Raw genomic sequence first — 25,300 nt, forward strand, 5'->3', positions numbered from 1 at the left:
CCGACTGCGCGTTCAATCACCGCCGTCGTACAGCGCAGTTCGTCCCCGATCCGCGCTCCTCCGGTGGGACCGTCTCTGAAAAGAAGCTCGTATGCGACAACGCGACCAGCCCGATCCATGACGGGTTGACGTGCCACAAACACGTCGGCATCGCCCGGTGCGACGGCCTCAATTGAAACGCTGTTCACGACTACCTCTGGTTGGAAAGCCTAACAATATGCAAAACAGTTATGCGCTGCCGTTCGTCACACGCCTTCGACGAGAACGGCGCGATAGCGCGCGCCCTTGAACCGGTGCTGCGCGGCCTCCTGATACGCCGGGCTGTCGTACCACGCGCGCGCGGCCGCCGTCGACGGAAACTCCACGATCACGACGCCCTCCGGCCCGTCGCCCTCAAGGATCTGCTGAGGTCCGTAAGCAGCGAGAATCTTGACGGGATGACCTTTAAAGGTCTCGCCCACCTTGCTTTGGTAGATATCGAGCTCCCCCTGATCCTGCGTGCTTTCCTTTGTGAAGACAATGTAAGTTGCCATGGCGTGCGCTCCAGCGGTGGTGTGAAGGTGCACACGATGATGCCATGAAACCGCGTTGCACCTCGTCCCTGTACGGCGCCAGGACACCTGACTCAAACCTCAGACAGGCGGGGCGGGGCTGCCTCCGCGCGCCCCGCAGACTGATGCGGTGAAAATTGTCAGCGCGTCTGCCCGTCAATCTGCTGCCGTAGACGCTTTTCCTGCTCTTGAAGCTCAGGTGTAAAGGCCTCACCAAAATCCGCAGGCTCAAAGAAAGGCCGAATCTCGATCTCTGAATCACTCACCATCGGATTCGGGCAGCGCTTTACCCATTCAATCGCTTCGTCCATCGATTGAACTTGCCAGAGCCAGTACCCGGCGATCAATTCCTTGGTCTCTGCAAATGGGCCGTCAACGACGGTTCGGTCCTTCCCTGAAAACCTCACGCGTACGCCTGCCGAACTCGGCTTCAGCCCGTCGCCGCCTTGCATGATCCCAGCCTTCACCAGTTCCTCGTTATATTTGCCCATCGCCGCGATGAGCTCCATGCTTGGCATTTGCCCGGCTTCGGATTCGGGGGTTGCCTTGACCATGACCATTACACGCATTTGGGTTTCTCCTTTGAAGACGATAGTGTTCGGAGACAAAAGCGCCTCCTGTAACTACGACGAATGATCGTGGGAGAAATCGACATGCGCAAGATACGACTTCGCAGTTTTTTCAGAACGCTGCGAACGTAGTCATGCATTGCCCGCCACGAAACAGCCCCAGACGGCGATGCGCTAATTGGATCGATCCTATGTGGGGTGGTACGATTCGAGTCGCCGCGCCCACATCGCCAAGTTCACCCGACCACGAGGGTCGATTTCAGAACGACGGCGTTCGCCAGATTGTAGACGTTGGGGGAAGTGGCCATTACCGCGTCATGGACTTCCGCGAATTGCTGGCTGGTACCGCTGCCCTTGATACGAACGGTGTAGCGCAGGCTCTCGTAACCGTTTGCCACTTGCGGGTCGATCCCGAGAAAACCCCTGAGATCGATTTCACCCTCGGTCTCAATCTGCAGGGACTCGAGCGTAATCCCGCGGACGGCGCATTGCGCCACGTAACCCACCGTTATACAGGCATTCAGCGCGGCGATCAGATGCTCCTGAGGATTGGCAAACTTGTTCGAGCCACCGAGTTCGCAGGGCTCATCGATATCGATCGTGAACCGGCGCGGCACATCCTGCCCGCCGATCGAGAACCCCTCTACCTCGGCGCGAGTTCGAGTCTGCCCCTGCCAGCTCGTCGCTACGCGCCAACTGGTGGTGGCTTTCGAAACATCGTTCTTGACGCCCTCAATCAGGGCGAACAGGTCGTCGACGTTAAGACCGTTGACGACATTAGGTTTGTTGATCTGTGCGTTGGCATTCATGTTCCATCTCCTTCAACATAGGTGGACTGTTCAGCTCCGGTAAATCTCATTGCAGTGTGGCGAGCGCAGCATGGATGCGCATGCGCTGGTCTTCGGAGATGAGGCCATGAAGCACCTCGCCGAAATGGGGATGACGTACACCCGAGTGGATGTATTGCCACCGGTAGGCCTCGAGGAAATTCGCTTCGATCGACTGGGCTTCCGTCTCGTCGACTGCGCGCCCGCAGTTCGCCTTGAAATAACGCGCGTCGGCTGCAGCCTGCGCCTGCAGAATGCCGTCGATCGCGGCGACTAATTCGATGAATTCGTCAACAGTCTTGTCGCGATCACTGTCCGTCATGGTGGCGTCGTGACGGACCCATTCGAGCTCGTCGAGAATGGCGTGTTGACTCTCCTCCTTCCAGTGATAGAGGAACACGCTCTTGAATAGCTCCGATAGCTGATCGTCTGGAGCGATACTCTGGCGATAGTGGAGCTGGCTGAACAGTTCGATATGCAGCGTCAGCGCCAATACGGCCCACGTGCTTTTACCGAGAACAACAGAGGCAACGGCATTCGAGTCGACGTCGAAGTGATAGCCCGGGGGAAGAGTCTCACCGATCATCTCGTCGATGCGACGAAATAACGCCTGATGCTTGAGTTCTTCTTCACTGAATCGGACCAGCGCCTCAAGCGCTACCTGATCGCCGAGCCAATGGTCGCGGCTGACTTCCAGCACCTTGGCGTTGATGAAGCGCTCTACCAGTCCGAACACGTTGGCATACGTGCGCCCCTGAATCTGGCTGACGAAACGCTTTTCGTTCTCGGAGAGCGTGAAGAAATTCGGAGCCAGTGAAAGCCCATCGGGAAGATACTTCTGGGACGTGTCAAAGGTGCGGCCTCCAATCACGTCACGCTCGATGTCCCAACTGACCATCTTTGAAGCGCGAATGCAACGGGCGTAACGATCGTGGTTGGAGAGTCGCGATACTGCGTTCATAGTATTTCTCCCAATGTGGACCTACGTGCGGTCGAGCGGTGAATGCTCATCTACCGGCCAGAACCAGATGGTTGATCTGGCATCCGGTACGCTCGAATGTACGATTGGGAGACGCGAGGTTCTATGGCCGGGCCACCGGGAGATATGGCCGAAACGCCGGGTCAGCTTTGACGCGTGCGAGTGAACGTTGCGTCGGGTATGGCAGTCGATGTCACTGATCTGCTGGTGGCGTGATGCCACTCGCAGCGGGCGCGGCCTGCGCAGATTCGCCAGCGCCGTCCATCTTTCCTTTGCTCTTCCGCCAGCCTGCCGGCGGCATTCCAAATTCCCGCCTGAAGGCTCGACTGAATGCCGCCTCAGACTCATAGCCAATCTGCTCCGCTACAGCGGCGAGGGACTTTCTGCCGGCGAGAAGTTCCTGCGCCGCGATCTGCATGCGCCATCGCGCCAGGTACTGCATGGGCGGTTGTCCAAGGAGGTCGGTGAAGCGTTGCGCCAACGCGGAACGCGATAACCCCACCTTGCGTGCAAGCTCATCGACGGTCCAGGGGTGGACGGCTTGAGCATGGAGCAACGAAAGCGCGCGCCCCACGTAGCGATCGCGCACGCCGGCCAGCCATCCTGTCTCGTGGGCAGGAAGCGCTTCAATACAGCTACGGACCGCCTCGACAAACAGGAGTTCGGACAGTCTGGCGAGGACAATCGTACCGCCCGCCCGCGAACTCGCAGCCTCGCTGGCTGCAAACTTGAGAGAGGACTCAAGCCATGCTGCTCGCGGATCATGGCGCATATCAATCTTGAAGAGTCGCGGCAGCGATGAGAGCAGGGGGTTACTCAGCGTATCGTCGCAGGCCAGAAAACCGCATACGATGCGAGTCGTAGGTCCCCCGCCTCCGTAAGACACCGTCATCACCTCACCCGGTGCTGCCGCCATCGGGCCAGCCAATAGCACCTCCATTGGCGTGGGCGCAAGATCCACAGCACTACCTATCAAATGCGTTTCGCCTTGCGGCACCACCAGCAGTTCCCCGGCATTGAGATGAATAGCGGAATCGGGGTCGTCTGCCAGTTGGGCCCAGCAGCTACCTTCTATGATCAGATGATATGAGACGACACGTTCGGAGCGCGGCAGATAGGCCGCACAGAGCGCAGCATCCGTACGGCCTATCACGCACCACGGTGCCGTGAAGGTCGCGGTCAGATATACCGCGCCGCTTAGGCGCACAGCGCGCAGGACGTCAGAAACTGCATCCATGAAGAGCTCGCGTGGTATGCGATTTCCCGGGTAAGGAACCGGGAGGCCGGTCATTCTTCATTTTGACCGAGGGGTCCATGTTATACCCGCTGCGGCGGTAGATGACAAATGCCTTACCGATTTTTCAGTGCGCTCGATGCATCGCTGTGTGACATAAACGCGTGCAACACATCGTCCCCTTTTGCAGGAGGAACAGACAAGCTTTCTGGACGCTCTGCAATGGCCACGAGAACCATCGGCAAGACTTGGACGATAGGGCAAAAAACATCGACGCACGGGCAGGACGGCAACAGGTTGCGAGAGGCAAAGTTCATCACAGGACGGGACGGGACAGAACAGCGTCATCCGTACTTCGCAGCCAAACCTTCCACGGATTCCGGAAGCCTGGCACGCCACGAAACTTGCGCAGATCGGTTCACGCACAGTGACTTACCGGTTCGTGCAAACGAAACCGCGTGAGATGCCGATGAAACGCCTGATAAGCCTTGCGATGTACCACCCGCTCATCGCGCTATCCATGTTCTATTTGATCGACCTGATGTTCAACGTCGACTACAGCGTCTCCGGCGCTCTGCTCGCTCTGGCAGCAAAATCCATGTCCCGTGTCTTGAGCCTGTTCAACAAGGGGTAGTGCCGTACTCCAGACACGCGCGCAACGTTCGCGCGAGACGACCGGCCTCACGCGCATCGGCGATGTTCGCGAAGCCCATCACGAGGCCGCGCAGCGTGCGCCGCGCGCGGCCATTCGCGTACCAGATCGAAAGCGGCAGCACCGCGAGCCCCGCTTCGCGGGCGCGGGCGGCGACGGCGACATCGTCGACCGGGCCATCGGGGCCTTCGGCGAACTGCACCGCGAACTGGATTCCACCTGGCGGCAAATCGACAATCAGCCGTTCGCCAAACGCCTGCTCCAGCGCGTGCACGACCAGCACGCGCCGCTCGCCGTACAACGCACGCATCCGCTTCAGATGCCGCGCAAAATGCCCCTGCTCAATGAAATCCGCCACGGCTGCCTGCAATAGCGTCGGGGATCCGGCGTTCATGCTGTGCGCCACCCGCCCAACGCGCTCGACGGCTCGCTCCGGCACCACCACATACGCGAGCCGCAAACCGGGAAACATCACCTTGCTGAACGTGCCGCAATAGATCACGCGATCGCGCCGGTCGAGGCTCTTTAAAGCCGGCAATGGCCGGCCCAGATAACGGAACTCGCTGTCGTAGTCGTCTTCGATGATCCAGCGGGACGCTTTCTCTGCCGAGTCCAGCAGTGCCATGCGTCGTGCGAGAGACAGCGTGTGCCCGAGCGGGCTCTGATGCGACGGCGTGACCACTGCGAAGCGCGCCTCTGCATCCAGCAGTGTGCCGCGCTCGACGTCGATCCCTTCGCCATCCACCGGCACCGGTACGAGTTGCACGCCGGTCTCGGCCAGAAAACCGCGCGCGAACAGATAGCCGGGATCCTCGAACCACACGCGATCATTCGGGCGAGCGAGACTGCGCAATACGAGTTCGAGCGTCGCACGGTAGCCGCCGGTCACGAACACCTGTTCCGGCAGGCAGGTCACCCCGCGCGACAGCCCAAGATAAGTGGCGATATGTTCGCGCAGCGGCCGGTAGCCGGCTGGATCCGGATACGCGAGCATCGCGCGGTCGCCGCTGCGCGCGCGACGCGAAACGAGCCGGTTCCATAGCTTGCTCGGAAATGCGTCGAGCGCAGGCAGCCCTGGTTACAACGGCCGCGGCTCGCCGCTCATGGCGACGGCGATGGCCTGCTGCCGCGGCGCCGCTTGACCACTGCGCGATTCGCCCGGCGTCTGCGGCGTGCCCGTTCCTTCAGTGCTCTGCCTGCCCCGCGCGTCCTGAACACCTTGCGCACGCGACGGGCGCATCACCGATGCCGGCAGCGACGTCGATACGAAGGTGCCCGCCGCGCCGCGCATCTGCAGGTAGCCCTCGTCGACGAGGATCGTGTAGGCGAGCTCGACAGTGCCGCGCGCCGTGCTCAGTTGCGTGGCGAGACCGCGCAGCGCAGGCACGCGATCGCCGGGACGCAGATGCCCCGCGGCGATCGCGGTCCTGAAACGCTCGCAGATCTGCAGATAGATCGGCAACTGCTGCTGCCGATCGATTTCGATGCTCAATGCGGGAGTCGGTTCGGTCATGAGGGTCTCGCGGGCAAGGGGAGCAGCAACCGACATGGACTAGTCGGATCGACAATTCTTGGCACTTTTCGATAGAGCATGATTCTTCCACAATGGCCTCACGCGATGCGACGGCGGCGAACACTTTCACGCAATACGATGCCCGCCAGCGCCTCACATGTTCAGTTACTTTCATCTGGAGAATCTGCCATGAAGATCGTCGTAATCGGTGGTTCCGGCCTGATCGGCTCGCGTGTGGTCACGCTGCTCAGCGAGGCGGGTCATGAAGCGCTTGCCGCGTCGCCGCGCACCGGCGTAAACGCCGTTACGGGCGAAGGCCTGAGCAACGCGCTCGTGGGCGCGGACGTTGTAGTGGATGTGACGAACGCGCCATCGTGGGAGCCGCAGGCGGTGCTCGACTTTTTCCGCACCTCGGCCCGTAACCTCGGCAAAGCCGAAGTGGCCGCAGGGGTACGCCATCATGTCGCGCTATCAATCGTCGGCTGCGACCGCACGCCGGAGAACGCGTATTTCGTTGCCAAGGTTGCACAGGAAGAAGTGATCGAAGCGGCGGGCGTGCCGTACACGATCGTGCGCGCGACCCAGTTCATGGAGTTCATCGGCGGTATCGCGGATTTCAGCACAGTCGGCGGCACGGTGCGCGTCGGCGACGGCCTGTTTCAGCCGATCGCCGCGGACGACGTCGCGGCGAGCCTCGCGCAGATCGCGCTCGCCACGCCGCTGAACGGCACGGTCGAGATCGCCGGCCCGGACCGCGCGCCCTTCGCGGAGATCGTCACCCGTTATCTGAAATCGGTAGGCGACGCACGCCCGGTGGTGACGGATCGCGATGCGCTGTACTACGGCGGCCGTGTCGAGGAGCAATCGCTCGTGCCGCTCGGCGACGCGCGGACCGGCCGCATCAGTCTCGACCAGTGGCTGGCGCAGGCTAAAAAGGGTTGATTGCAGGTTTATGCGAAACCTGAACTAACGCATTGTTGCGACCGCACGTTCGAGCAATGCGCCTTCACGCGTTCTGCTGAACCCATCGACTCCGCCAACCCGGTGCCTCGAAAGGATCCGAAAAATACTGGGTCTCGTGAACGACCTTGCCGTTGCGGAACTCCATAATGCTTACCGTGTAAGCCGCCCGCCCCTGATAGGTGATGGAGTATTCCGTGACCCAGAGATTACCTTCTCCTTGAATTCGCCTGACGTCGAAACCTGATGGCTTATCTGGATGATGACTCCGCAGCCCCTGCAAATTAACTCGCCCGAGGATTCGTTCACCTGATTGAGGATAGTCACAGATGGCGTCGTCATCGTAAATATCGTGTTCCGCATCGAGATCGCCGGCCGCCGACGCGTGCCAGTGGGCATTCAGTGCTTCACGTATTTGTTCTTCCTGCATGGCTTGCCTCCGAATACCGTTCACGTCGATCTATTGCGCACTTCGCGGAATAAACCCCGGGCTGCCCGACTGGTCGTCGTAGCTGCATCGGGAATCAGCGTGCCGAATCCGAGCGCGGGCATCAGAGTCAAACCGAGTGCCAAACGGGTCTGCTCTTCGATCCAGTGTAGCAAATGAACTACTGAGCGGCAGTGGGGGGTCTGAAAGGTTCAACCTGGCGTGGGGTCAATCTCGTTGCGTGTGTAGCTCGTGACTCGCCGGCGCCGGAGGTGCCGAGCGTAGTTTTTGGCTTCGGTACAATCACGCGCAATATTGCATATCAAGGGCGATAGACTAATGGCAAATGCGGCGAACCATCCAGATAAAGGACTGACCACCCAACGCGTGATATTGCGAGCCGTCAGCGAGAACGACGCAAGCGCGCTGCAGGCGTACTACGCAGCCAATCGAATGCATCTTCAGCCTTGGGAGCCTGCGCGACAGGAAAGTTTTTTTAATGTGGATGCGATCGCCGACAGGCTACGCACAACGACTCATCAAACCGCAACAGGAAACGCTCTTCATCTCGTGCTGTTTGAACGTGAAGGCGGTCAGTTGATCGGTGAATGCAACTTTACCAATATCGTTAGGGGACCGTTCCAAGCGTGTCATCTTGGATTCTCTCTTGCGAAAGCGGTCGAAGGGAAAGGCCTAATGCGAGAGAGTCTAAGGGTGGCCATCCAGCACGTGTTCAGAGATATCGGCTTGCATCGCATCATGGCCAACTATCGACCGGAGAACACCCGCAGCGAGCACCTACTGGCTAGTCTTGGTTTCGAGAAGGAAGGCCTCGCTCGGTCGTACTTGAAGATCAATGGTTCCTGGGCCGATCACGTACTTACATCGTTGGTCAATCCAGACGATCTTGCCGATCCCCCATCCAACTCACGTATGCTGTGAATGGAACAACAACGCGGTCTTCATTCAGAATGCGCGATCAGAAATCAGCACGAGCAAGGCCCATCGCCTGCTTCGCCAACAGGCTTTGGAAATCGTTGCTTAAATTCGCGGTCCCGGTCTGCGCGTTCGCCTGCACCGTCCTAACCGCAATGCCCGCGTATTCAGGTGAACTGCTGCAAGTCCCGGTACGGGGGTCGCAAACCCAGGCCGTCTTCATCGAACAGCCCGCCAGCGCGCCGCCATGGGTCATCGTATTGTTTGCCGGAGATGAAGGCGTTATCGCCCTCGACGAGACCGGCCCGACGACAATGACGGCAAATTTCCTCCTCCGGACCGCCGGATACTGGACTTCTTCGGGCGATGCGATCGCTATCGTCGATGCGCCATCCGATCAATCATCCGGCATGAATGACGCGTTCCGTCTGAGCGAAGCTCACGCTCAGGACTTGCACGTCATTGTCTCGGCGCTCAGGCAACGCTTTCCGGCTGCAAAAATCGCCCTCGTGGGTACCAGCCGGGGCACGATTTCGGTTGGCAATGTGCTCCAACGCGAACCACGGCTGGTCGACGCGTATGTACTGACGTCGCCCGTCACGATCGGCATGCGTGGCGAGACCGGGCTTTCGGGCATGCAATGGGACGTCGGCGCTACGCCGGTTCTGGTTGTGTCGAACGAAAATGACGGATGTCGGGTTTCACCGTTTAGCGCGGCCCGCACGCTCGCCAAGGACAACCGGTTGCAGTTCCTGGCAGTATCAAGCAGCGAGCGCGGCAGAATGGGCGCCAGTGAATGCGGGGCGAAGTCGCCACATGGTTTTCTTGGCATCGAGACGCAGGTACTGTCGGCGGTCTCGCGATGGCTGGAAGACCCGGGAACCGTGCCCAAATAGCGGGTCGTCTCGATGCGGCCGTACGCGACGGGCAGAACCCAGCGCGTTTGAGCCACACGGGAAACAGCATATCTCTCGTCCAGAATCCAAATTCAGATTCGGCGGGATCCTGCCTCTATGGACCCGCCTGGAAGATTGTCGAAACGGCAATCACCAGGCGCGGGTCCTGCGTTCTATCGGAACTGGAGCGGTATAAACAAGCTTATGCCCGGTGCCGACTGCGGGGCATAGACCACGGGTGGCGGCGCATACACATAGTCCTGGTTGCCGTAATAGTTGTCGGAATAGTCGCCGCGACGGTGGTCATTGTTGGGATGCTGATAGGCCTGCCGATTGCCGTGATCCGACTGATGCCCCTGGTTATGGTGATAGTTGTTATTCGCTCCATGCTGCTCCTGGCCCTCGTGATTGCCGTTTCCGTTTCCGTTTCCGTTACCGTTGCCTTCGCCGAAGGCGGGCGCCATGGACATGCCGCCAAGAGCCAGTGCCAGGCCAACTGCAGTCGTGATTCCGGTCTTCATCGAGCCCATGCACGCGGCTCTCACTCTTTGAATTTTCATGATGTACTCCTGTCTGCGATCCGGGACCTTACTGAGGTGCCAGTCCGCTTCCCGTTGCGGGTGTCTTGAGATCACCCCTTCTTCGCGGCGTGGTGATGGTCAGTCTGGAAGATCAGATCGGCGTTCTTCTTCTGAACGTCGGACATGCTGTCGTAGAGTGCCTGAAACGCCGGGGTGAGCTTTCTGATGCCGTCCGCATGGGCATCGGCGATCTGGCCATAGGACTTGAGATCGTCGACAGCGCTCATGCTGTTGGCTTGACTGCTTCGTGCCTGTCTGAGCGAGTCCATCGTTCCCGCGTTGTCACGCATGACCTGAGCGACCTTTTGCCAAAGTTCTTCCTGCGCCGCGGTGATCTGAAGCCTCGTGTGAAGTCCACTGATACGCGTATCGATCTGGCTATGGGCCGCAACGTTCATCACGCTTGCACGTGGTTGAGTCTGGGTGGGGGAAGCAGCGCTCGCAGGATTGGCGAATGCCGTTATCGCGAGAAAAACCGCGATCGCGAATGCGGGCGCGGGTCGCGGTTGGAATGGGGTGCCAACGAGTCTCATGATCGGTCTCCAAAGGAGTTCGATGGACTCGCAAAGGGACCACCGTCAGTGCGGCGAATTCAATCGAACAAATCATTTGTGCGCCGACTCCCGACCGGCGTCTGTCCGGTGCCGTACCGACTGCTTCGTCCATCGAGGTCATGCTGTGGCGATGGAAGCAGCGCTCAAGGAGCGAGGTGATGAACAAAGACCAGATGCAGGGATGGATAAGAGAGATCACGGGCAAGCTGCGTACCGGCCTCGGCAAGACCATGGGAAACCGGACGGTCGCGTGGAGGGGGCGCGTCGAGCAGGTCATCGGCAAGACGCAGGCATCGTATGGCGATGCCAAGGCGCGCTTCAAGAAACGCTAATAATCGACCGATGCGCCGCATGGTGCAGTACGTTAGCGCGCCAGGACCCCGCTCCTCCACTCCGCTTAAAGCCGGGCGACGTCGCCGATGGCATCGGCAAATGCCTTCGGCGCTTCCTGCGGCAAGTTATGTCCGATACCGCCGTCGATGTTCCGGTGCTGATACTTGCCGGTGAATTTCTTCGCGTAGGCTGCCGGCTCGGGATGCGGTGCGCCGTTGGCGTCGCCCTCCATCGTGATGGTCGGAACCGAAATGGTCGGCCCCTTCGCGAGCCGCGCTTCGAGTTCGTCGTATTGCGGCTCGCCCTTAACCAGACCCAGACGCCAGCGGTAGTTGTGAATCACCACCGCGACGTGATCGGGATTGTTGAAGGACTCAGCCGAGCGGTCGTACGTCGCATCGTCGAAATTCCATTTCGGCGACGCGAGACGCCAGATCAGCTTGTTGAAGTCGTGGCGGTTCGCTTCGTAACCTGCATGGCCACGCTCCGTGGCGAAATAGAATTGATACCACCAGGCCAGTTCAGCCTTCGGCGGCAGCGGCGCCCGGTTGGTTTCCTGACTGCCGATCAGATAACCGCTGACCGACACCATCGCCTGGCATCGCTGCGGCCACAACGCGGCGATAATATTCGCCGTGCGCGCGCCCCAATCGAAGGCGCCAAAGATGGCTTTGTCAATCTTCAATGCATCCATCAACGCGATGATGTCGATGGCAACCACGGCCTGTTGACCGTTGCGAGGCGTATCTGCGGATAAAAACCGCGTCGAACCATAGCCCCGCAGATACGGCACGATGACCCGGTAGCCCGCGGCTGCCAGCAACGGTGTGACTTCAGCAAAGCTGTAGATATCGTAGGGCCAGCCGTGCAGCAGGATCACAACCGGTCCATTCTGCGGACCCGCTTCCGCATAGCCCATGCTGAGCGTTCCGGCATTGACCTGGCGAATGTTGTCAAACGAAGCAACACGTATTGCAGTGTTCGCATTGGATGGCGTGCCGGTCGACTGCGCCTTGGCGAGCCCGCTCAAACCCAACTCCATCAAGCTGATACCAGCAACTGCCGTCCCAAGCAGACGACGACGTCGAGTATTGATCTGATCCGGCATCGCGGATTCTCCTCAAAGGTTAGCTAAACGGGCGCAAGACATGTCCGGCCTGCGAAGCCAGACGATCTGGCCTGGAATCATTAAAGCCCGTGGACGTATCTGGCGTGTGTCTGCGAAAAGCACCAGTGAAACGTTATGTATTTACCGGCGGTGCAGATACATTGGGATACAAGACGGGGGTAGTTGACGTTCATCGACGAAAACGTACGGCATACAACGCGATCGGCGAGCGATCGGAATTTAGCCAACGCCTTTCAACACCAGTGTGGCTTCTAGGCCGCCATCGGGCCGGTTATGCAACGATAGCGTCGCGTCCATCGCCAAAGCGAGTTGCCGCGCAATCGCGAGGCCCAACCCGGTACCGCCGGTTCCGCGGTTGCGCGATCCTTCCAGCCGATAGAACGGTTCGAATACCGCTTCCAGCGACTCGGCCGGAATACCCGGCCCGCGATCGAGCACGGAGACCCTCACGTGCCCGTCCTGCGAGGCAACCCTGATCTCGGCCGACCCACCGAACTTCAGCGCGTTATCGACGAGATTGCCCACGATCCGGCGCAACGCCTGAGGACGCGTCACCAGTGCAGCGTCGATTCGACCGTGCAGCGAAACGTCCTTGCCGGCGTCGACATAGTCGAACACCAGACTGTCGAACAGCGCGTCCGGATCGATACGCAGGGGTGCCTCGCTGGCGCCGTGCATGGTGCGCGCGTACGTGACGCCTTCCTTGACCATGGTTTCCATTTCCTGCAGGTCCTGCTGCAGCTTGGCGCCCTGTGGGCTCTCGTCCATCACGTCGACGCGCAAACGCATGCGGGTAATCGGCGTTTGCAGGTCGTGCGAAATCGCCGCGAGGATCTGCAAGCGCTCGGTCATGTACAGCCTGATGCGATCCTGCATGGCGTTGAACGCCCTCGCCGCGCGCGCCACTTCGTCCGGGCCGTCTTCGGGCAAGCGCTCCACCTTAAGGTCCGGGCCCAGGGTATCCGCCGCTCGCGCCAAGTGGCTCAACGGGCGTGTTGCCAACCGTACCGCCAGCCAGCAGCACGCGGCCAGCACCACCAGTTGCAGCACCAGCAACCATGACAACCACGGCGACAGCGGCGCGCCCGGCATAGGGCGATAGTCGATCGTCAGCGGCGTGCCGTCGCTCAACAGCAGATGGACCTGCAGGCGGTCCGGATCGCCGGGGACGGCGTTGGCCGTGAGCGGATAGCGCTTGCCGATGCCGTCGGCGATAGATTGAGCCACTCTCGCTGAGAGCTTCGCATCGGGAGGCGCGCCGGCGACCCCGGGCCCGAGATTGAAGGTATAGGTGCGCCGCGCCAACCTTGGCAACCATTCGGCGCGTTCGTTAGCGGGCAAATGATCGAGCAGCGCGACGGAGCTGGTGACCTCGCGTTCGATGTAACCCATCATCACGTTCGTCATGGTCTGGTCCCGTTCCGTCATGGTGAGCCAGACCGACAGCGTTTGCACCAGCGCAAGGCTGACAAAGAGAATCAGGGCAAGCCGCGCGAACAGCGTGCGCGGCCAACGCAGCAATGCATTCAGCTTCATGGCGTACCTTCGATCATGGTCACCGCCGCCGAAAATACATAACCCTCACTGCGCAGCGTCTTGATGTACCGAGGCTCGCGCGCGGTGTCCTGCAAGCGCTGGCGCAAACGGCTGACCAGAAGATCGATCGAGCGGTCGAATGCATCGGCCTGGCGGCCTTGAGTCAGATTGAGCAACTGATCCCGCGTGAGCACGCGCTGGGGATGATCAAGGAACACGCGCAGCAAGCGGTACTCCGCACCGCTTAAGGCCACCATGGTGCCCTCGGCGTCGAGCAGATGACGCGCCGTGGTGTCGAGACGCCAGTCACCGAAAGCGATCATCGGCGCGGATTCCGTCACCTGCATGCCGGGTGGCAGCATCCGCGCGCGGCGCAGCACGGAGCGGATGCGCGCCAGCAGTTCACGCACCGCAAACGGTTTGGACAGGTAATCGTCCGCGCCCATTTCCAGCCCGACGATGCGATCCGTCTCCTCGCTGCGGGCGGTCAGCATCAAGACCGGTACCGCACGAAACTTGCCGGCACGCAATTCCCGGCACAGCACGAGACCGTCTTCGCCAGGCATCATCAGATCGAGCACGATCAGATCAGGCGCGCCCTGTTCGAGGACCGTGCGCATCTGCCGGCCGTTGGCGGCCAGCGAAACGCGCATGCCGTTCTTCTCGAGATAGGTGGCAAGCAATTCGCGGATGCCGCGATCGTCGTCGACGATCAGGACGTGGTCGGTGGTTTCCATCAACGGATCAATCCTTTCGACGATTGACGCGCACCCGGTTCACGTTGATCAGCGAACAGTGCACGGGGTGCGCCAGTTCCGCCGCCAATCCGCCCGCGAGGAAGGCGAGAATTGTCATGAGTTTTCTCATGCATCCTCCACGACGGACAGGCTGGCGCCATTGGCTACGCTCGCCTCCAGCGTATACGGATCGACACCCTCCAGGCAACCGATGTTGACCCGCCACAGCTGCGGATCTCTACGCGTCTGATGGAATGGATAAATACCGCAGTGCTTGCAGAAATAGTGCTTCGCCGTGCGCGTATTGAACTGATAAAGCGTCAGCGCTTCCTCACCCTTCAGGATTTTCAGTTCACCCGCGGCAAACGGCGGCGTCATCAGCGCGCCCTTGCGCCGGCACAGGCTGCAATTGCAACGCCCAGCGGGCAGGACATCGGTACGGACTTCAAATTTCACGGTCCCGCAATGACAGGATCCTTGCAGCAGTTCGGTACTCATGTGGCTTCTCCACGGTAGGAATGGCTGCTTTATAGCCTGGTACGCGCGACGCTTTGTATCCCAATGTATCTGGGCGTTCCCCTGACACAAAACATTGCACCCGCGCCGCCTCGGCGACACAAGCCAGATACGAACGGGCGTTCAAATGCACCCATGCCAACCACTGGAATGCCTGAGGCGGCGTACGGGCCCATGCCCGGATCGCCGCTCTGCTCTCCTCTCTGAAAGGACGCTGACATGCTCTCCCGACTCAAAACCACCGCTACCGTCGCCCTGTTCGCCGCCACCGTGACAGCCGGCGCCGCCGCAATCGCGACGCTCGTTGCAAGTCCCGCGGCCAGCGCTGCCGCCGGTCCCGTTGCAAACCAGCTCGACAACAACGCCACCGCGCCGGAATTCACTGGCATCGATAAATGGCTCAATAGCGATCCCCTGACCTTGCAACAGTTGCGGGGCAAGGTTGTGCTGGTCGACTTCTGGACCTACACCTGCATCAACTGCATCCACGTGCTGCCCTACGTCAAGACCTGGAACCAGAAATACAAGGACCAGGGCCTGGCGGTGGTCGGCGTCCACACACCCGAGTATCCGTTCGAGCGCAACACGGACAACGTCAAATCGGCGATCAAGCGCTTCGGCATTACGTTCCCAGTCGCGCAGGACAACAACTACGCAACATGGCGCGCCTACGACAACCAGTATTGGCCCGCGTTTTATCTGGTCGACAAGAAAGGGCACGTGGCCTACACGCACTTCGGCGAAGGCGACTACGAACAGACCGAAGCGAAGATCAAGGCGTTGCTGGCGGAAAACCCGTGATTCGCATCGCAATGTACTTGGGCTGATCAATCAGTCATGCCCGCCCGGCACGATCTCGCGGCTGAACGCATCCATCTCGCGAATCAGGCTCTGGGCGGCCAGCTTCACCAGCGCGCCGCCCTTCTCCTGAGATGCCTGGGCCGGATCCGAGCCCATCCGTCCATCGGGATAGCGCGCGCGGAACTCGAGCGCCTCGCGAATCGGCCCGGACGGCGCGATCTGCGGGGCGTAGCGGGCTTTCTTGATCGTCTCGGGAAGCGCCCACTGAGTGATGGCAATTTCGGAGGGCGTCGCATGCACGCCATGTCCTTCGGGAAACTGTTCGCGCGCCAACTCGCCCACGCCTTCGAGATCCCACCAGTTGCATAGCTTCAGTGCGAACCCCAAGCGGCGCCGCGCAAAACTGGCCTCGGCATAAATCTCGGAGAACGCAGCTTCGATCGACGCGATGTTGCCGCCATGGCCGTTCAGAAACAGGATTTTCTCGAAGCCATGAACTCCAAGCGAGCGCGTCCAGTCGCCAATGGCCGCAATGAAGGTTGATGGCCGCAAGGAGATGGTTCCCGGGAAGCCCAGGTGATGCTGGGCCATGCCGATATTGAAGGTCGGCGCAATCAGGATGTCCGCACTCTTCTCGGCTTCGTGCGCGATGATTTCCGGGCACAGCCAGTCGGTGCCCAAAAGACCGGTGGGGCCGTGCTGCTCGTTCGAACCGATAGGAACGACGATCGAACGGCTTCGCTCCAGGTATTGCCCCACTTCGGCCCATGTCGACAGGTGTAAAAGCATTTGAAGTCCTCTGCTTCGCCGTGTCCCGCAGGAACGCGGCGCATTGGGTTGACTGCTGCTCCTCGACGACGCCTGCGGGTGTCGATGGAAGAACGTCCTTATCCGGATCCGGGCGTGCCCAGATCGCTATTCTGACGGCAACCTGTTCGCGACGAGCAGCGCAGAGCCGCATAACGCCAGGCCGGCAATTATCAGGAGTCCAAGATGCAAGTTGCCGGTTGCCGTCTTCGCCCAGCCGATGATGGCGGGTCCCCAGAATCCACCAGACAAGCCAATCGTATTGATCAAGGCAATACCGCCCGCTGCCGCATCGCCCTTGATGTATTCAGAGGGGATGGCCCAAAACACCGTATACGCCATCCACAACATCGTCGTGGTGAGCGTCAACAGGACGAGCGTGGCGACGAGGTTGCCGTCCATCAAAACCGACAGGGAAAGCAATACCGCGGCGAGCAGCGCCGGCACCGAACTGTGATAGCGCCGTTCGCCACGTGTGTCCGATCTGCGGCCGATGAAATACATGCCGAAGGCGGCCCCAACGTACGGAATCGCCGAGTACCAGCCAAGCCGGATCGTATCGTTGACGCCTTGCGACTTCACGATGGTAGGCAGCCAAAAGCTCATGGCATAGATCGACGCGATGATGCAGAAGTACGCGCACGCCAGCAGATAGATCTTGGGGTTGCGCAACACAGCCTTGAACGAGTGATCTCCAGCCGGGATCGCCACGAGTTCGGCCTCGAGCAGGCGCTTCTCGTCATCGCTCAGCCAGCGGGCCTGCGCGGGCCGATCCGACAGGACAAACAGCGTCAGCACACCCAGCACAATGCATGGCAAGCCTTCGGCGAGAAACATCCACTGCCAGCCGGCGAGACCCGCTGTGCCGGCGAAGGTGGTCATCAGCCAGGCCGAGACGGGGCCACCGACAATGCCGCCAATCGGGCCGGCGAGAAAAACGATCGCGATGGCCCGGGCCATACGCGAGGGACCGTACCAGCGCGACAGGTAAAAAATCATGCCCGGCGCGAAACCCGCTTCGAAGATGCCAAGCAGAAAGCGCATTCCGTAGAACATGTGAACGTTGCGCACAAACAGCATGCAAGCCGATGTGATGCCCCATAACACCAGGATTCGACAGAAGGTTTTCCGTGCGCCGACTCTCGGCAGCATGAGGTTGCTCGGCAGCTCGAACAGCACGTAGCCCAGAAAGAAGATACCGGCGCCCACACCGTAAGCGGCATCGGAAAACCCGAGGTCGCTTTGCATCTGCAACTTGGCAAAGCCGACGTTGACGCGATCCAGATAAGCGAACAGATAACACATCAGAAGAAACGGGAGTAGCCGCCAGTTAAGCCTGTCGTAGAGCGCGGAAACATCGTCCTCGTCGATTGTGGTTTGAATTGCTGCCATGCCTGTCTCCCTGTTCACCGTTTCGTCCGGCTCGTCTTCCGGATGAATAGTGGCAACGCCCAGCCGAACTAGCAACAGCAACTAAGTTCACGTATCGTTGCTCACAGGGCAACGGCAGCAATGAAAGGACAGCCGACATGCGAGAAATCAACCAGCAACGCCTCCGGTATTTCCATGAAGTACTGACTCACGGAACGATTCGCGGCGCCGCGGATAGCCTCAACACGTCCCCTTCCGTGATTACGCGGCAGATCAAGCTACTGGAAGACGAACTCGGCGTGATGCTGTTCGAGCGCCAGGCCCGCGGCGTCAAGCCCACTGAGTCGGCGGCGCATCTGCTCGAATTCTGGCGAGGGTATCGGTCACAGCAGGAGAAACTGGAAGACCAGCTTCATGCCTTGCAGGGCCTCCAGCAAGGCCATGTTCAACTGGCCATCAGCGAAGGCTATGTCGATGCGCTGGTCGATGAAGTGCTCACCCCGTTCTGTGCGCGGTATCCCAAGCTGGACATCGGCGTGGAGATCCTTGCTGTCGACGACGTGCTGAACGAAGTGGCCGAAAGCCGCGCGCATATCGGTCTTGCCTACAATCCGCCGCCGCATTCGCGCATCGAATATCGCGCGAGTTCAGCGCAACCCGTCGTTCTGCTGGTCCGCCCGGAGCATCCGCTGGCGGTGAGAGGCGGGCCAGCAAGCATCGAAGACGTGCTCGCCTATCCGCTGGCATTGATGCCGGCCACCTTCGGAATCGGTCACGCGGCAAAGATGTTGGCGTTCGCCGAGAACATCGAGATCCGTCCGACGCTCACCACGAATTCGCTGAGCGCGCTCAAGCGCTTCGTCGCGTCGGAAAACTTCGTGACGCTCGTTGGCGAATTTGCCGCGTATCGGGAGATCGCGGCGGGCGAATTAACCGTCGTGCCAATCGACCATCCCCTGTTCCGCGGTATCAAGGCGCGGCTGCTCGTCAAATCCGGCCGGCCGCTCGCGGCCGCCCCGCAGGAGATGCTCGAATGGATCCTGCGCCATATGACCATGTTCGCGGAGCCGGATAACGCCTAGTGCGTCGACGCATTCGCATCTGTCCCTGCTAGCGGAAAACCCGCGCTTCGTATCGCAATGTATCTGGGCCTCCAGGTGATACAGAACATTGCAATTGACCCGGTTTCTCGACACAAGTCAGATACGTCGGCACGTTTTAATGCATCAACGCCGGATGCAAGACACAAGCAAATCGCAGATGACGGACCGAATTGCTGCCCTTGCTCCTGACATCGCGGCGCCTTCCTTTTAATTTATTGGTTCACGGAGAACGACATGAAAACCTCAATGATCGCTTTGGCATTCGCTGCATTCGCTACCGCCGGCTTCGCTCACGCCTCTGAAGCTCCCGCAACAACCGCTGCTCAATCGGCCGCCACGCAAGTGCAGCAATGGAACCCGAGCCAAACCGGCGCGATGCAAAAGACGCGCGCAGAGGTCCGCCACGAACTGGTGCAAGCCCAGCGGGATGGTCAGCTCGCCCAGCTCAGCAGCTTGTATCGCGGTAGCTGATAATCTGAGCGCCGCAAGATTGAACTATGCTTCCAATACGGTAAGCAATCCTCTTGGTTCAAGATGCTTCACACGTTCCACTACGCCCATACCGAGCACGCTCGGCGTGGGCGTATCGCGTTCAATGACTCGTGAGATCACGCTGCTATTGATCAGGAACCTCGCTTTATCGCCCATCGGAAATGCCATGTCAGACACCATCCTTCCCCAATCGCCGTCTCGCCGTCGTTTTGTTAGCGTGGCAGCGGCAGCCGTTGCCGCGGGCTCGCTGAGTCAGCTCGCTTTTGCAGAAACGAATCATGCGATTACTGAGGTTGCCCAGCCGGCCGGCGGCGACAAGACCGCTATTCGTCCACTTCGCGTGCATGTGCCGGAATCGCAACTGATCGACCTGCGCAGGCGCATCAAAGCCACGAGATGGCCTGACCGTGAAACCGTTACGGATGACTCGCAAGGCGTGCCGCTCGCGATGATTCAGGAATTCGCGCGCCATTGGGCGACCGATTACGATTGGCGCAAGTGCGAAGCGAAGCTGAATTCGCTGCCGAATTTCGTGACCGAGATCGACGGACTGGACATTCATTTCATCCACGTTCGCTCGAAACACGAAAATGCGATGCCGCTCATCGTCACACACGGCTGGCCCGGTTCGGTCATCGAGATGTTGAAGATTGTCGATCCGCTGACCAATCCCACGGCATACGGCGCAAGCGCGTCGGATGCTTTTCATCTGGTCATTCCGTCTTTGCCGGGCTACGGATTTTCAGGCAAACCTACCACGACCGGCTGGGGTCCTGAGCGTACCGCCCGTGCGTGGGTCGTACTCATGAAGCGCCTTGGATACGAGAAATTCGCGGCGCAAGGCGGCGATCTGGGTGGCGTCGTCGCGAATGTGATGGGTAAGCAGGCGCCGCCGGAATTGCTGGGCATCCACGTCAACTTCCCTGCGACTGTTCCGCCCGAGATTGCAAAGGCGCTCGCAGCCGGCGATCCGCCGCCACCCGGTCTATCGGACGATGAAAAGCACGCTTACGAGCAGCTAAGCAGCGCGGCCAAGAAACGGCGTGCCTATGCATTGGAGATGGGAACACGCCCGCAAACGCTCTACGGACTGGCGGACTCACCCGTTGGACTGGCAAGCTGGCTGCTCGATCACGGCGACGGGTATGTTCAGCCGGCGGCGGCGCTGACTTCGGCCGTGTTCGGGCGACCCGTCAATGGCGAATCCGCAGGCGACCTGACACGGGACGATCTCCTCGACGACATCACGCTCTACTGGCTGACGAACACGGGAATTTCCGCGGCGCGCTTCTATTGGGAGTCCCACTTCAACTTCCTGGCCGCCGCCGATGTATCCGTGCCGGCTGCCGTGAGCGTCTTTCCCCGCGAGAACTATCAGGCCCCGCGAAGCTGGACGGAGCGTGCGTATCACAACCTCATCTATTACAACCGGCTCGATAAAGGCGGACACTTTGCGGCATGGGAACAGCCGCAATTATTTGCCGAGGAGGTTCGTGCCGGTTTGAGAACGCTGCGCAACTAGCGGATCATTCCCCGCTTTGGCCCGACTTGGATGGCCGCACGGAGCGCCGTCGCCGCGCGCCGTGTGCATCGACCCACCGCGACGGCTTCAAGTAACCATCACTTTTTGGCCGGCTAACTGGAAAAAATGAGTCTAAACGGCAAAAATTTGCCTGTTAGCAGCCATGGCTCCCGGTGCATTGCTGGCGGAAAATCCGTGATTTGTATCGCAATGCATGGCAGAGGAGGCCAAGCGGGTGTCGAGCCCGCGTAGAATCACCCACTCGTTTCGAGGCACGCACACTCGCCGCACACATCGGACCCGACATGGAAATCAAGTGGATTGAGGACTTCATCGCGCTCTCCCAGTATCAGAGTTTCTCGCGGGCGGCGGAATTTCGGAATGTCACCCAGTCGGGCTTCAGCAGGCGCATTCAGTCGCTTGAGCAGTGGGTGGGCGCGGACCTCATTGACCGAAGCAGTTTCCCTCCAACACTGACGCCTGCCGGACAACTGTTTCGGGAAGCAGCGGTAGATATCCTTGGAAAGCTCTTCGATACGCGAGCCATCATTCGCATCGACCAACGCATGGCGGGCAAAGGCTTGCAGATTGCAGCGGGTCATACGATCGCGCTAAGTTTTCTGCCTGCCTGGTTGAAGGCGCTCACTGCGCGCTTCGGGGAGGTACGTGCGCGGGTGATACCCACCAATGTCCACGACTCCATCCTGATGCTCGTGAACGGCAATTGCGAATTGATGTTTGCCTATCATCACCCGGAGCTACCCCTCCATCTCGACCCGATCAGGTACGAGCATCTCACCGTGGGCGTCGATGTATTGATGCCTGTCTGCCGGCCGAATCCGCGTGGCGCGCCGATATTCCGGTTGCCGGGCACGGCGGCGCGTCCACTGCCGTTGATTACGTACACGGAAACCAGCTACTTCGGCCGCTGCCTCGCACTCCTCCTTGGCCGCGTCGACGCAACCCCGGCTTTGCGGCCTCATTACGAATCCGACATGGCCGAGGTCCTCAAGAAGCTGGTCCTGGAAGGCGAAGGCGTTGCCTGGCTGCCAAAAAGCTCGATCGTCGCCGAGCTCGACGCGGGAGAACTCGTCCCAGCCGGCCGGGATACGTGGCATCTCGAAGTTGAACTTCGCGTCTACCGGGATGCCTCGAATCGCAGTGGGTTTCTGGACACGCTCTGGCGCCACCTTCGCGCCGAATCGCAGGCAGTCGATTAAGGGTAATCCCGCGTTATGCGAGTCTCGCATATCCCCATGCAGGACCCGCATTGAGTCTTTTTTGATCATCTCTATCATCCGTCCATACACAGAAACGTCGCTCCTCTAGCGGCGTTTTTGCCTCCTGCCTGCGTACGGTGGTCACGTCAGACCTCAGTGCGCCTTCTCGGACTGATGGAAATGAAAAACCGCCTAACGTTCTATATTGTGGTCGGCATGGTGCTCGGCGTGATTGTCGGTTACGTGTGCCATCGGACCGTAGCCGATGCTGCGGAAGCCAAGACAATCGCCGGTTACTTCTCGATCATTACCGACATCTTCTTGCGTCTCGTGAAGATGATTATCGCGCCGCTCGTCTTCGCCACGCTCGTGTCCGGGCTCGCCGGAATGGAAGGGACGAGCGACGTACGCAGAATCGGGTTCAGGTCGGTGGGTTGGTTCGTGTGCGCCTCGCTTTTCTCGCTCGCGCTTGGCCTCGTCCTGGCGAATGCGCTGCAACCCGGCGCCGGCTTGCATATGACGCAGACCAGTTCCGATGTTGCCACCGGTCTCAACACCGCGGGTCTGAACTTCAAGGACTTCGTCACGCACGCGTTCCCTTCCAGCATCATCGATGCGATGGCTCGAAATGACATTCTGCAAATCCTCGTCTTTTCTGTGCTGTTTGGCGTGGTCTTGAGTGCCATCAAGACGGACCCGCGCGTCACACCGTTGATCGCAGGCATCGATGCGCTCGTTCCCGCGATGCTGAAACTGACCGACTATGTGATGCGGCTCGGTCCGATTGGTGTCTTCGGCGCTCTCGCCTCCGCGATTACGGTGCACGGCCTGGACGTGTTGACTACCTACGGCAAGCTCGTTGGAAGCTTCTACCTCGGTCTCGTCCTGCTGTGGGCTGTGCTCATCCTCGTTGGCCACGTCTTTCTGGGCAAATCGATCTGGAAGTTGCTAAAAGCGGTCCGTGAGCCCGCGATGCTCGCCTTCTCTACCGCGAGCAGTGAAGCCGCTTATCCGCGCCTGACCGAAAAGCTTGAACAGTTCGGCATCGACAAGAAGGTCGTCGGCTTCACGTTGCCGCTCGGCTACGCGTTCAACCTAGACGGATCGATGATGTACCAGGCGTTTGCTGCGATCTTTATCGCGCAAGCGTTCGGCATCGACATGCCGCTCAGCGCTCAAATCATGATGTTGCTGGTGCTTATGTTGAGCAGCAAGGGGATGGCCGGCGTCGCAAGAGGCTCCGTGGTGGTGGTGGCGGCCGTTGCCCCGATGTTTCATTTGCCCCCGTCCGGCGTGGTGTTGATCCTCGCCATCGATCAGATTCTCGATATGGGGCGAACCGCTACGAACGTGATCGGTAACAGCATCGCGACGGCCGTTATCGCGAAGTGGGAGGCCAAGCGGGTTGCCAGGCAGAACGACGCAGAGAACAGCGTTGTCCTGGGCCAACTGCAAGGCGAAGCAAAATGATCAGCGCCAACGTGCTGAGCGGGAAGAGGTTCGGTGTGGTGGGCGGCCTGGGTCCACTGGCGAGCGCGGATGTCTTTTTCAAGCTCGTCAAATCGACGCCCGCCTCGAGCGATGCCGAACACGTCGATGTCATTTTCGAGCAGCATCCCTTCCGAAGCGCGGCCATAGGGAGTGAGGCGACGACTCAACGGAAACTCTACATTTTCGACATGATTAGCGGTTTCGAGAAGAGGGGTGTGACGACCGTCGTACTCCCCTGCTTTCTCAGCCACACGTTTATCGACGAGCTAAAGGCTAACTCGCCCTTGCAGATCGTCGATATGGTGGAAGCCGTCCGCAGCCATGTTCGAAGAAAATTTCCGGCTGCACGGCGAATCGGTGTGCTGACCTCGGACTACACCCGTCGAAAGGGGCTATTCGAAAAGTATTTCGCGGGGCCGGAATTTGAAGTCATTCATCCCCGCCCGCGCGACAGTGTCGATCTCATCACCGAAGCCGTCTACGGCGCGAACGGCATCAAGAGCGGAAATCTGTCTGGCCGACCCGTCGCGCTTCTGCGCGAGGCGTGCGAGGACCTCATCGCACAAGGTGCACAAATCATCGTGCCGGGTCTGACGGAGATTGCGCTCGTGGCCGAGGAAATGGGCTCATTTCGAGTGCCAGTGATCGATTCAAATCTTGCGTACGCGCAGTACGTGATTGCGGGTGAATACGGTTTGCCCGAATCCATTTTCAAAGTGGGCGTGGTCGGCGGAGTTGGGCCCGCGGCGACGGTCGACTTCATGCAGAAGATCGTACGCAATACGCCGGCGAATCGGGATCAGGACCATATCAGGCTTCTGATTGAACAGAATCCGCAGATTCCCGACCGCACAGAAAACCTGATTGGTGACGGGCCCGACCCGACGATTTCGCTTTACGCGACCTGCAAGAAGCTCGAGTCGGGCGACGCAGACCTGATCGCGATTCCGTGCAACACCGCTCACGCATTTGTCGAACGCATTCAGCCGTATCTGGGCATACCGATCGTCAACATGCTGACGGTGACGGTCCGCCATCTGCGCGAAACGTTTCCGCTGCTGCGCTCCGTTGGCGTGCTGGCAACCTCCGGCACGATCGCGAGCGGCGTCTACGAGAAGGCCCTCGAGTCGCAGGGTCTGCGGCAAATCGTTCCGGCCGCTGAATTGCAGGCCCGCGTGATGGATGCGATCTACGGCAAGGAAGGGGTAAAAGCGGGATTCACTACCGGGCAATGCCTCGACGACATCGCCGCTGCTATTGATGGGCTCATAGCGGAAGGCGTCGAGGTCATCGTCCTCGGATGTACCGAGTTGCCGCTTTTATTGCCACAGACGAGTTTCGTGGGCACGACTGGCGCACGTGTCAGTCTGGTCGATCCAACCGATGTCCTTGCTCAGCAATGCGTGGCTCTGGCGACGGCCGGCAACCTCCAGCAGGCCTTTTCGGCCACCCTTTGACCGTGATACGGCAAGCTCTGATTAGCGACGTGCGCCGCTAATCAGGCAGCACACGCCGCGTTGAGGCCACGTCGCAAGCCAACTACACACGTTGATGCCGCTCGAC

The 25,300-nt window shown here is 59.9% G+C and carries 27 protein-coding genes and 1 pseudogene; 12 read left to right on the forward strand and 16 right to left on the reverse strand.

Features of this window, described 5'->3' with window-relative positions; genetic code table 11:
• Positions 1-245: 245 nt before the first annotated feature.
• The 5 genes from FSO04_RS09150 to FSO04_RS09170 all read right to left on the reverse strand — a co-directional run bounded on the left by FSO04_RS09150 (position 246) and on the right by FSO04_RS09170 (position 4,163).
• Complete coding sequence (locus FSO04_RS09150; RefSeq protein WP_154559371.1) at positions 246-533, reverse strand: DUF1330 domain-containing protein; 288 nt, start codon at positions 531-533, stop codon at positions 246-248.
• A gap of 158 nt (positions 534-691) precedes the next feature.
• Positions 692-1,120, reverse strand: coding sequence for a YciI family protein (locus FSO04_RS09155; RefSeq protein WP_093641710.1), 429 nt, complete (start codon positions 1,118-1,120; stop codon positions 692-694).
• Between the two features lie 236 nt (positions 1,121-1,356).
• Entirely contained in the window at positions 1,357-1,929 is a 573-nt protein-coding gene (locus FSO04_RS09160; protein WP_154559372.1) for an OsmC family protein, read from the reverse strand.
• Between the two features lie 46 nt (positions 1,930-1,975).
• The gene (locus tag FSO04_RS09165; RefSeq protein WP_154559373.1) at positions 1,976-2,908 is read right to left on the reverse strand and encodes a hypothetical protein; all 933 of its coding nucleotides are present in this window, start codon (positions 2,906-2,908) and stop codon (positions 1,976-1,978) included.
• A gap of 211 nt (positions 2,909-3,119) precedes the next feature.
• On the reverse strand, positions 3,120-4,163 hold the full coding sequence (locus tag FSO04_RS09170; RefSeq protein WP_154559438.1) for an AraC family transcriptional regulator: 1,044 nt from the start codon (positions 4,161-4,163) through the stop codon (positions 3,120-3,122).
• A gap of 466 nt (positions 4,164-4,629) precedes the next feature.
• Between FSO04_RS09170 and FSO04_RS46295 the strand changes: the two genes are divergently transcribed.
• Positions 4,630-4,794, forward strand: coding sequence for a hypothetical protein (locus tag FSO04_RS46295; protein ID WP_166618160.1), 165 nt, complete (start codon positions 4,630-4,632; stop codon positions 4,792-4,794).
• On the opposite strand, the pseudogene pdxR reads toward FSO04_RS46295, so the two are convergent.
• Positions 4,781-6,325: pseudogene (pdxR, locus tag FSO04_RS09175) on the reverse strand (MocR-like pyridoxine biosynthesis transcription factor PdxR). The gene FSO04_RS46295 and the pseudogene pdxR sit on opposite strands and share 14 nt — an antisense overlap.
• 189 nt (positions 6,326-6,514) lie before the next feature.
• Between pdxR and FSO04_RS09180 the strand changes: the two are divergent.
• On the forward strand, positions 6,515-7,267 hold the full coding sequence (locus tag FSO04_RS09180; RefSeq protein WP_154559374.1) for an SDR family oxidoreductase: 753 nt from the start codon (positions 6,515-6,517) through the stop codon (positions 7,265-7,267).
• A gap of 64 nt (positions 7,268-7,331) precedes the next feature.
• Here the strand turns inward: FSO04_RS09180 and FSO04_RS09185 are convergent, their stop codons facing one another.
• Complete coding sequence (locus FSO04_RS09185) at positions 7,332-7,715, reverse strand: nuclear transport factor 2 family protein (RefSeq protein WP_154559375.1); 384 nt, start codon at positions 7,713-7,715, stop codon at positions 7,332-7,334.
• 336 nt (positions 7,716-8,051) lie between these two features.
• Between FSO04_RS09185 and rimJ the strand changes: the two genes are divergently transcribed.
• Together rimJ and FSO04_RS09195 are read left to right on the forward strand one after the other, a co-directional pair.
• Positions 8,052-8,654, forward strand: coding sequence for a ribosomal protein S5-alanine N-acetyltransferase (gene rimJ / locus FSO04_RS09190; protein WP_154559376.1), 603 nt, complete (start codon positions 8,052-8,054; stop codon positions 8,652-8,654).
• A gap of 29 nt (positions 8,655-8,683) precedes the next feature.
• Entirely contained in the window at positions 8,684-9,544 is an 861-nt protein-coding gene (locus tag FSO04_RS09195; protein WP_154559377.1) for an alpha/beta hydrolase, read from the forward strand.
• 173 nt (positions 9,545-9,717) lie between these two features.
• Here the strand turns inward: FSO04_RS09195 and FSO04_RS09200 are convergent, their stop codons facing one another.
• Both FSO04_RS09200 and FSO04_RS09205 read right to left on the reverse strand, forming a co-directional pair.
• Positions 9,718-10,104, reverse strand: coding sequence for a hypothetical protein (locus FSO04_RS09200; protein ID WP_154559378.1), 387 nt, complete (start codon positions 10,102-10,104; stop codon positions 9,718-9,720).
• A gap of 71 nt (positions 10,105-10,175) precedes the next feature.
• Positions 10,176-10,523 carry a Spy/CpxP family protein refolding chaperone gene (locus FSO04_RS09205; RefSeq protein WP_154559439.1) on the reverse strand — a complete coding sequence of 116 codons (348 nt, stop codon included), beginning with the start codon at positions 10,521-10,523 and terminating at the stop codon, positions 10,176-10,178.
• A gap of 314 nt (positions 10,524-10,837) precedes the next feature.
• On the opposite strand from FSO04_RS09205, the gene FSO04_RS09210 reads away from it, so the two are divergent.
• Complete coding sequence (locus FSO04_RS09210) at positions 10,838-11,011, forward strand: CsbD family protein (protein WP_154559379.1); 174 nt, start codon at positions 10,838-10,840, stop codon at positions 11,009-11,011.
• A 65-nt stretch (positions 11,012-11,076) separates the two neighbouring features.
• On the opposite strand, the gene FSO04_RS09215 is transcribed toward FSO04_RS09210, so the two are convergent.
• The 4 genes from FSO04_RS09215 to FSO04_RS09230 form a co-directional block, all read right to left on the reverse strand.
• Positions 11,077-12,120: an alpha/beta fold hydrolase gene (locus FSO04_RS09215; RefSeq protein ID WP_154559380.1), complete on the reverse strand. Its 1,044-nt coding sequence runs from the start codon at positions 12,118-12,120 to the stop codon at positions 11,077-11,079.
• A gap of 240 nt (positions 12,121-12,360) precedes the next feature.
• Positions 12,361-13,677 (reverse strand): sensor histidine kinase, encoded by a 1,317-nt coding sequence (locus tag FSO04_RS09220; protein WP_154559381.1) that lies wholly within the window; start codon positions 13,675-13,677, stop codon positions 12,361-12,363.
• Positions 13,674-14,414, reverse strand: a complete 741-nt coding sequence (locus FSO04_RS09225) for a response regulator (protein ID WP_154559382.1) — start codon at positions 14,412-14,414, stop codon at positions 13,674-13,676. Before FSO04_RS09225 ends, FSO04_RS09220 begins: the two co-directional genes overlap by 4 nt.
• Before the next feature lie 126 nt (positions 14,415-14,540).
• Complete coding sequence (locus FSO04_RS09230) at positions 14,541-14,912, reverse strand: GFA family protein (RefSeq protein ID WP_154559383.1); 372 nt, start codon at positions 14,910-14,912, stop codon at positions 14,541-14,543.
• 237 nt (positions 14,913-15,149) lie between these two features.
• Here FSO04_RS09230 and FSO04_RS09235 point away from each other — a divergent pair, with 237 nt between their 5' ends.
• A complete protein-coding gene (locus tag FSO04_RS09235) occupies positions 15,150-15,731 on the forward strand; it encodes a thioredoxin family protein (RefSeq protein WP_154559384.1) in 582 nt (193 codons plus the stop codon).
• Positions 15,732-15,761: 30 nt separating this feature from the next.
• On the opposite strand, the gene FSO04_RS09240 is transcribed toward FSO04_RS09235, so the two are convergent.
• Together FSO04_RS09240 and FSO04_RS09245 are read right to left on the reverse strand one after the other, a co-directional pair.
• Positions 15,762-16,520, reverse strand: a complete 759-nt coding sequence (locus FSO04_RS09240) for a creatininase family protein (RefSeq protein WP_154559385.1) — start codon at positions 16,518-16,520, stop codon at positions 15,762-15,764.
• A gap of 126 nt (positions 16,521-16,646) precedes the next feature.
• A complete protein-coding gene (locus tag FSO04_RS09245) occupies positions 16,647-17,930 on the reverse strand; it encodes an MFS transporter (RefSeq protein ID WP_154559386.1) in 1,284 nt (427 codons plus the stop codon).
• 137 nt (positions 17,931-18,067) lie between these two features.
• Between FSO04_RS09245 and FSO04_RS09250 the strand changes: the two genes are divergently transcribed.
• Positions 18,068-18,991, forward strand: coding sequence for a LysR family transcriptional regulator (locus FSO04_RS09250; protein ID WP_154559387.1), 924 nt, complete (start codon positions 18,068-18,070; stop codon positions 18,989-18,991).
• 255 nt (positions 18,992-19,246) lie between these two features.
• Positions 19,247-19,483 carry a DUF4148 domain-containing protein gene (locus tag FSO04_RS09255; protein WP_097395422.1) on the forward strand — a complete coding sequence of 79 codons (237 nt, stop codon included), beginning with the start codon at positions 19,247-19,249 and terminating at the stop codon, positions 19,481-19,483.
• Positions 19,484-19,507: 24 nt separating this feature from the next.
• Here FSO04_RS09255 and FSO04_RS09260 read toward each other — a convergent pair whose 3' ends face one another.
• Entirely contained in the window at positions 19,508-19,672 is a 165-nt protein-coding gene (locus FSO04_RS09260) for a hypothetical protein (protein ID WP_154559388.1), read from the reverse strand.
• Between FSO04_RS09260 and FSO04_RS09265 the strand changes: the two genes are divergently transcribed.
• The 4 genes from FSO04_RS09265 (at position 19,671) to cuyB (ending at position 25,194) form a co-directional block, all read left to right on the forward strand.
• Positions 19,671-21,026, forward strand: a complete 1,356-nt coding sequence (locus tag FSO04_RS09265; protein ID WP_154559389.1) for an epoxide hydrolase family protein — start codon at positions 19,671-19,673, stop codon at positions 21,024-21,026. The genes FSO04_RS09260 and FSO04_RS09265 overlap by 2 nt on opposite strands.
• Positions 21,027-21,331: 305 nt before the next feature.
• Positions 21,332-22,246, forward strand: coding sequence for a LysR substrate-binding domain-containing protein (locus tag FSO04_RS09270; protein ID WP_154559390.1), 915 nt, complete (start codon positions 21,332-21,334; stop codon positions 22,244-22,246).
• Positions 22,247-22,426: 180 nt separating this feature from the next.
• Positions 22,427-23,716, forward strand: a complete 1,290-nt coding sequence (locus FSO04_RS09275) for a dicarboxylate/amino acid:cation symporter (protein ID WP_154559391.1) — start codon at positions 22,427-22,429, stop codon at positions 23,714-23,716.
• Entirely contained in the window at positions 23,713-25,194 is a 1,482-nt protein-coding gene (gene cuyB / locus FSO04_RS09280) for a cysteate racemase (RefSeq protein ID WP_154559392.1), read from the forward strand. Before FSO04_RS09275 ends, cuyB begins: the two co-directional genes overlap by 4 nt.
• The last annotated feature ends 106 nt before the right edge of the window (positions 25,195-25,300 follow it).

Origin of the sequence: Paraburkholderia madseniana (assembly GCF_009690905.1) — a bacterium.
Taxonomy (GTDB): Bacteria; Pseudomonadota; Gammaproteobacteria; order Burkholderiales; family Burkholderiaceae; genus Paraburkholderia; species Paraburkholderia madseniana.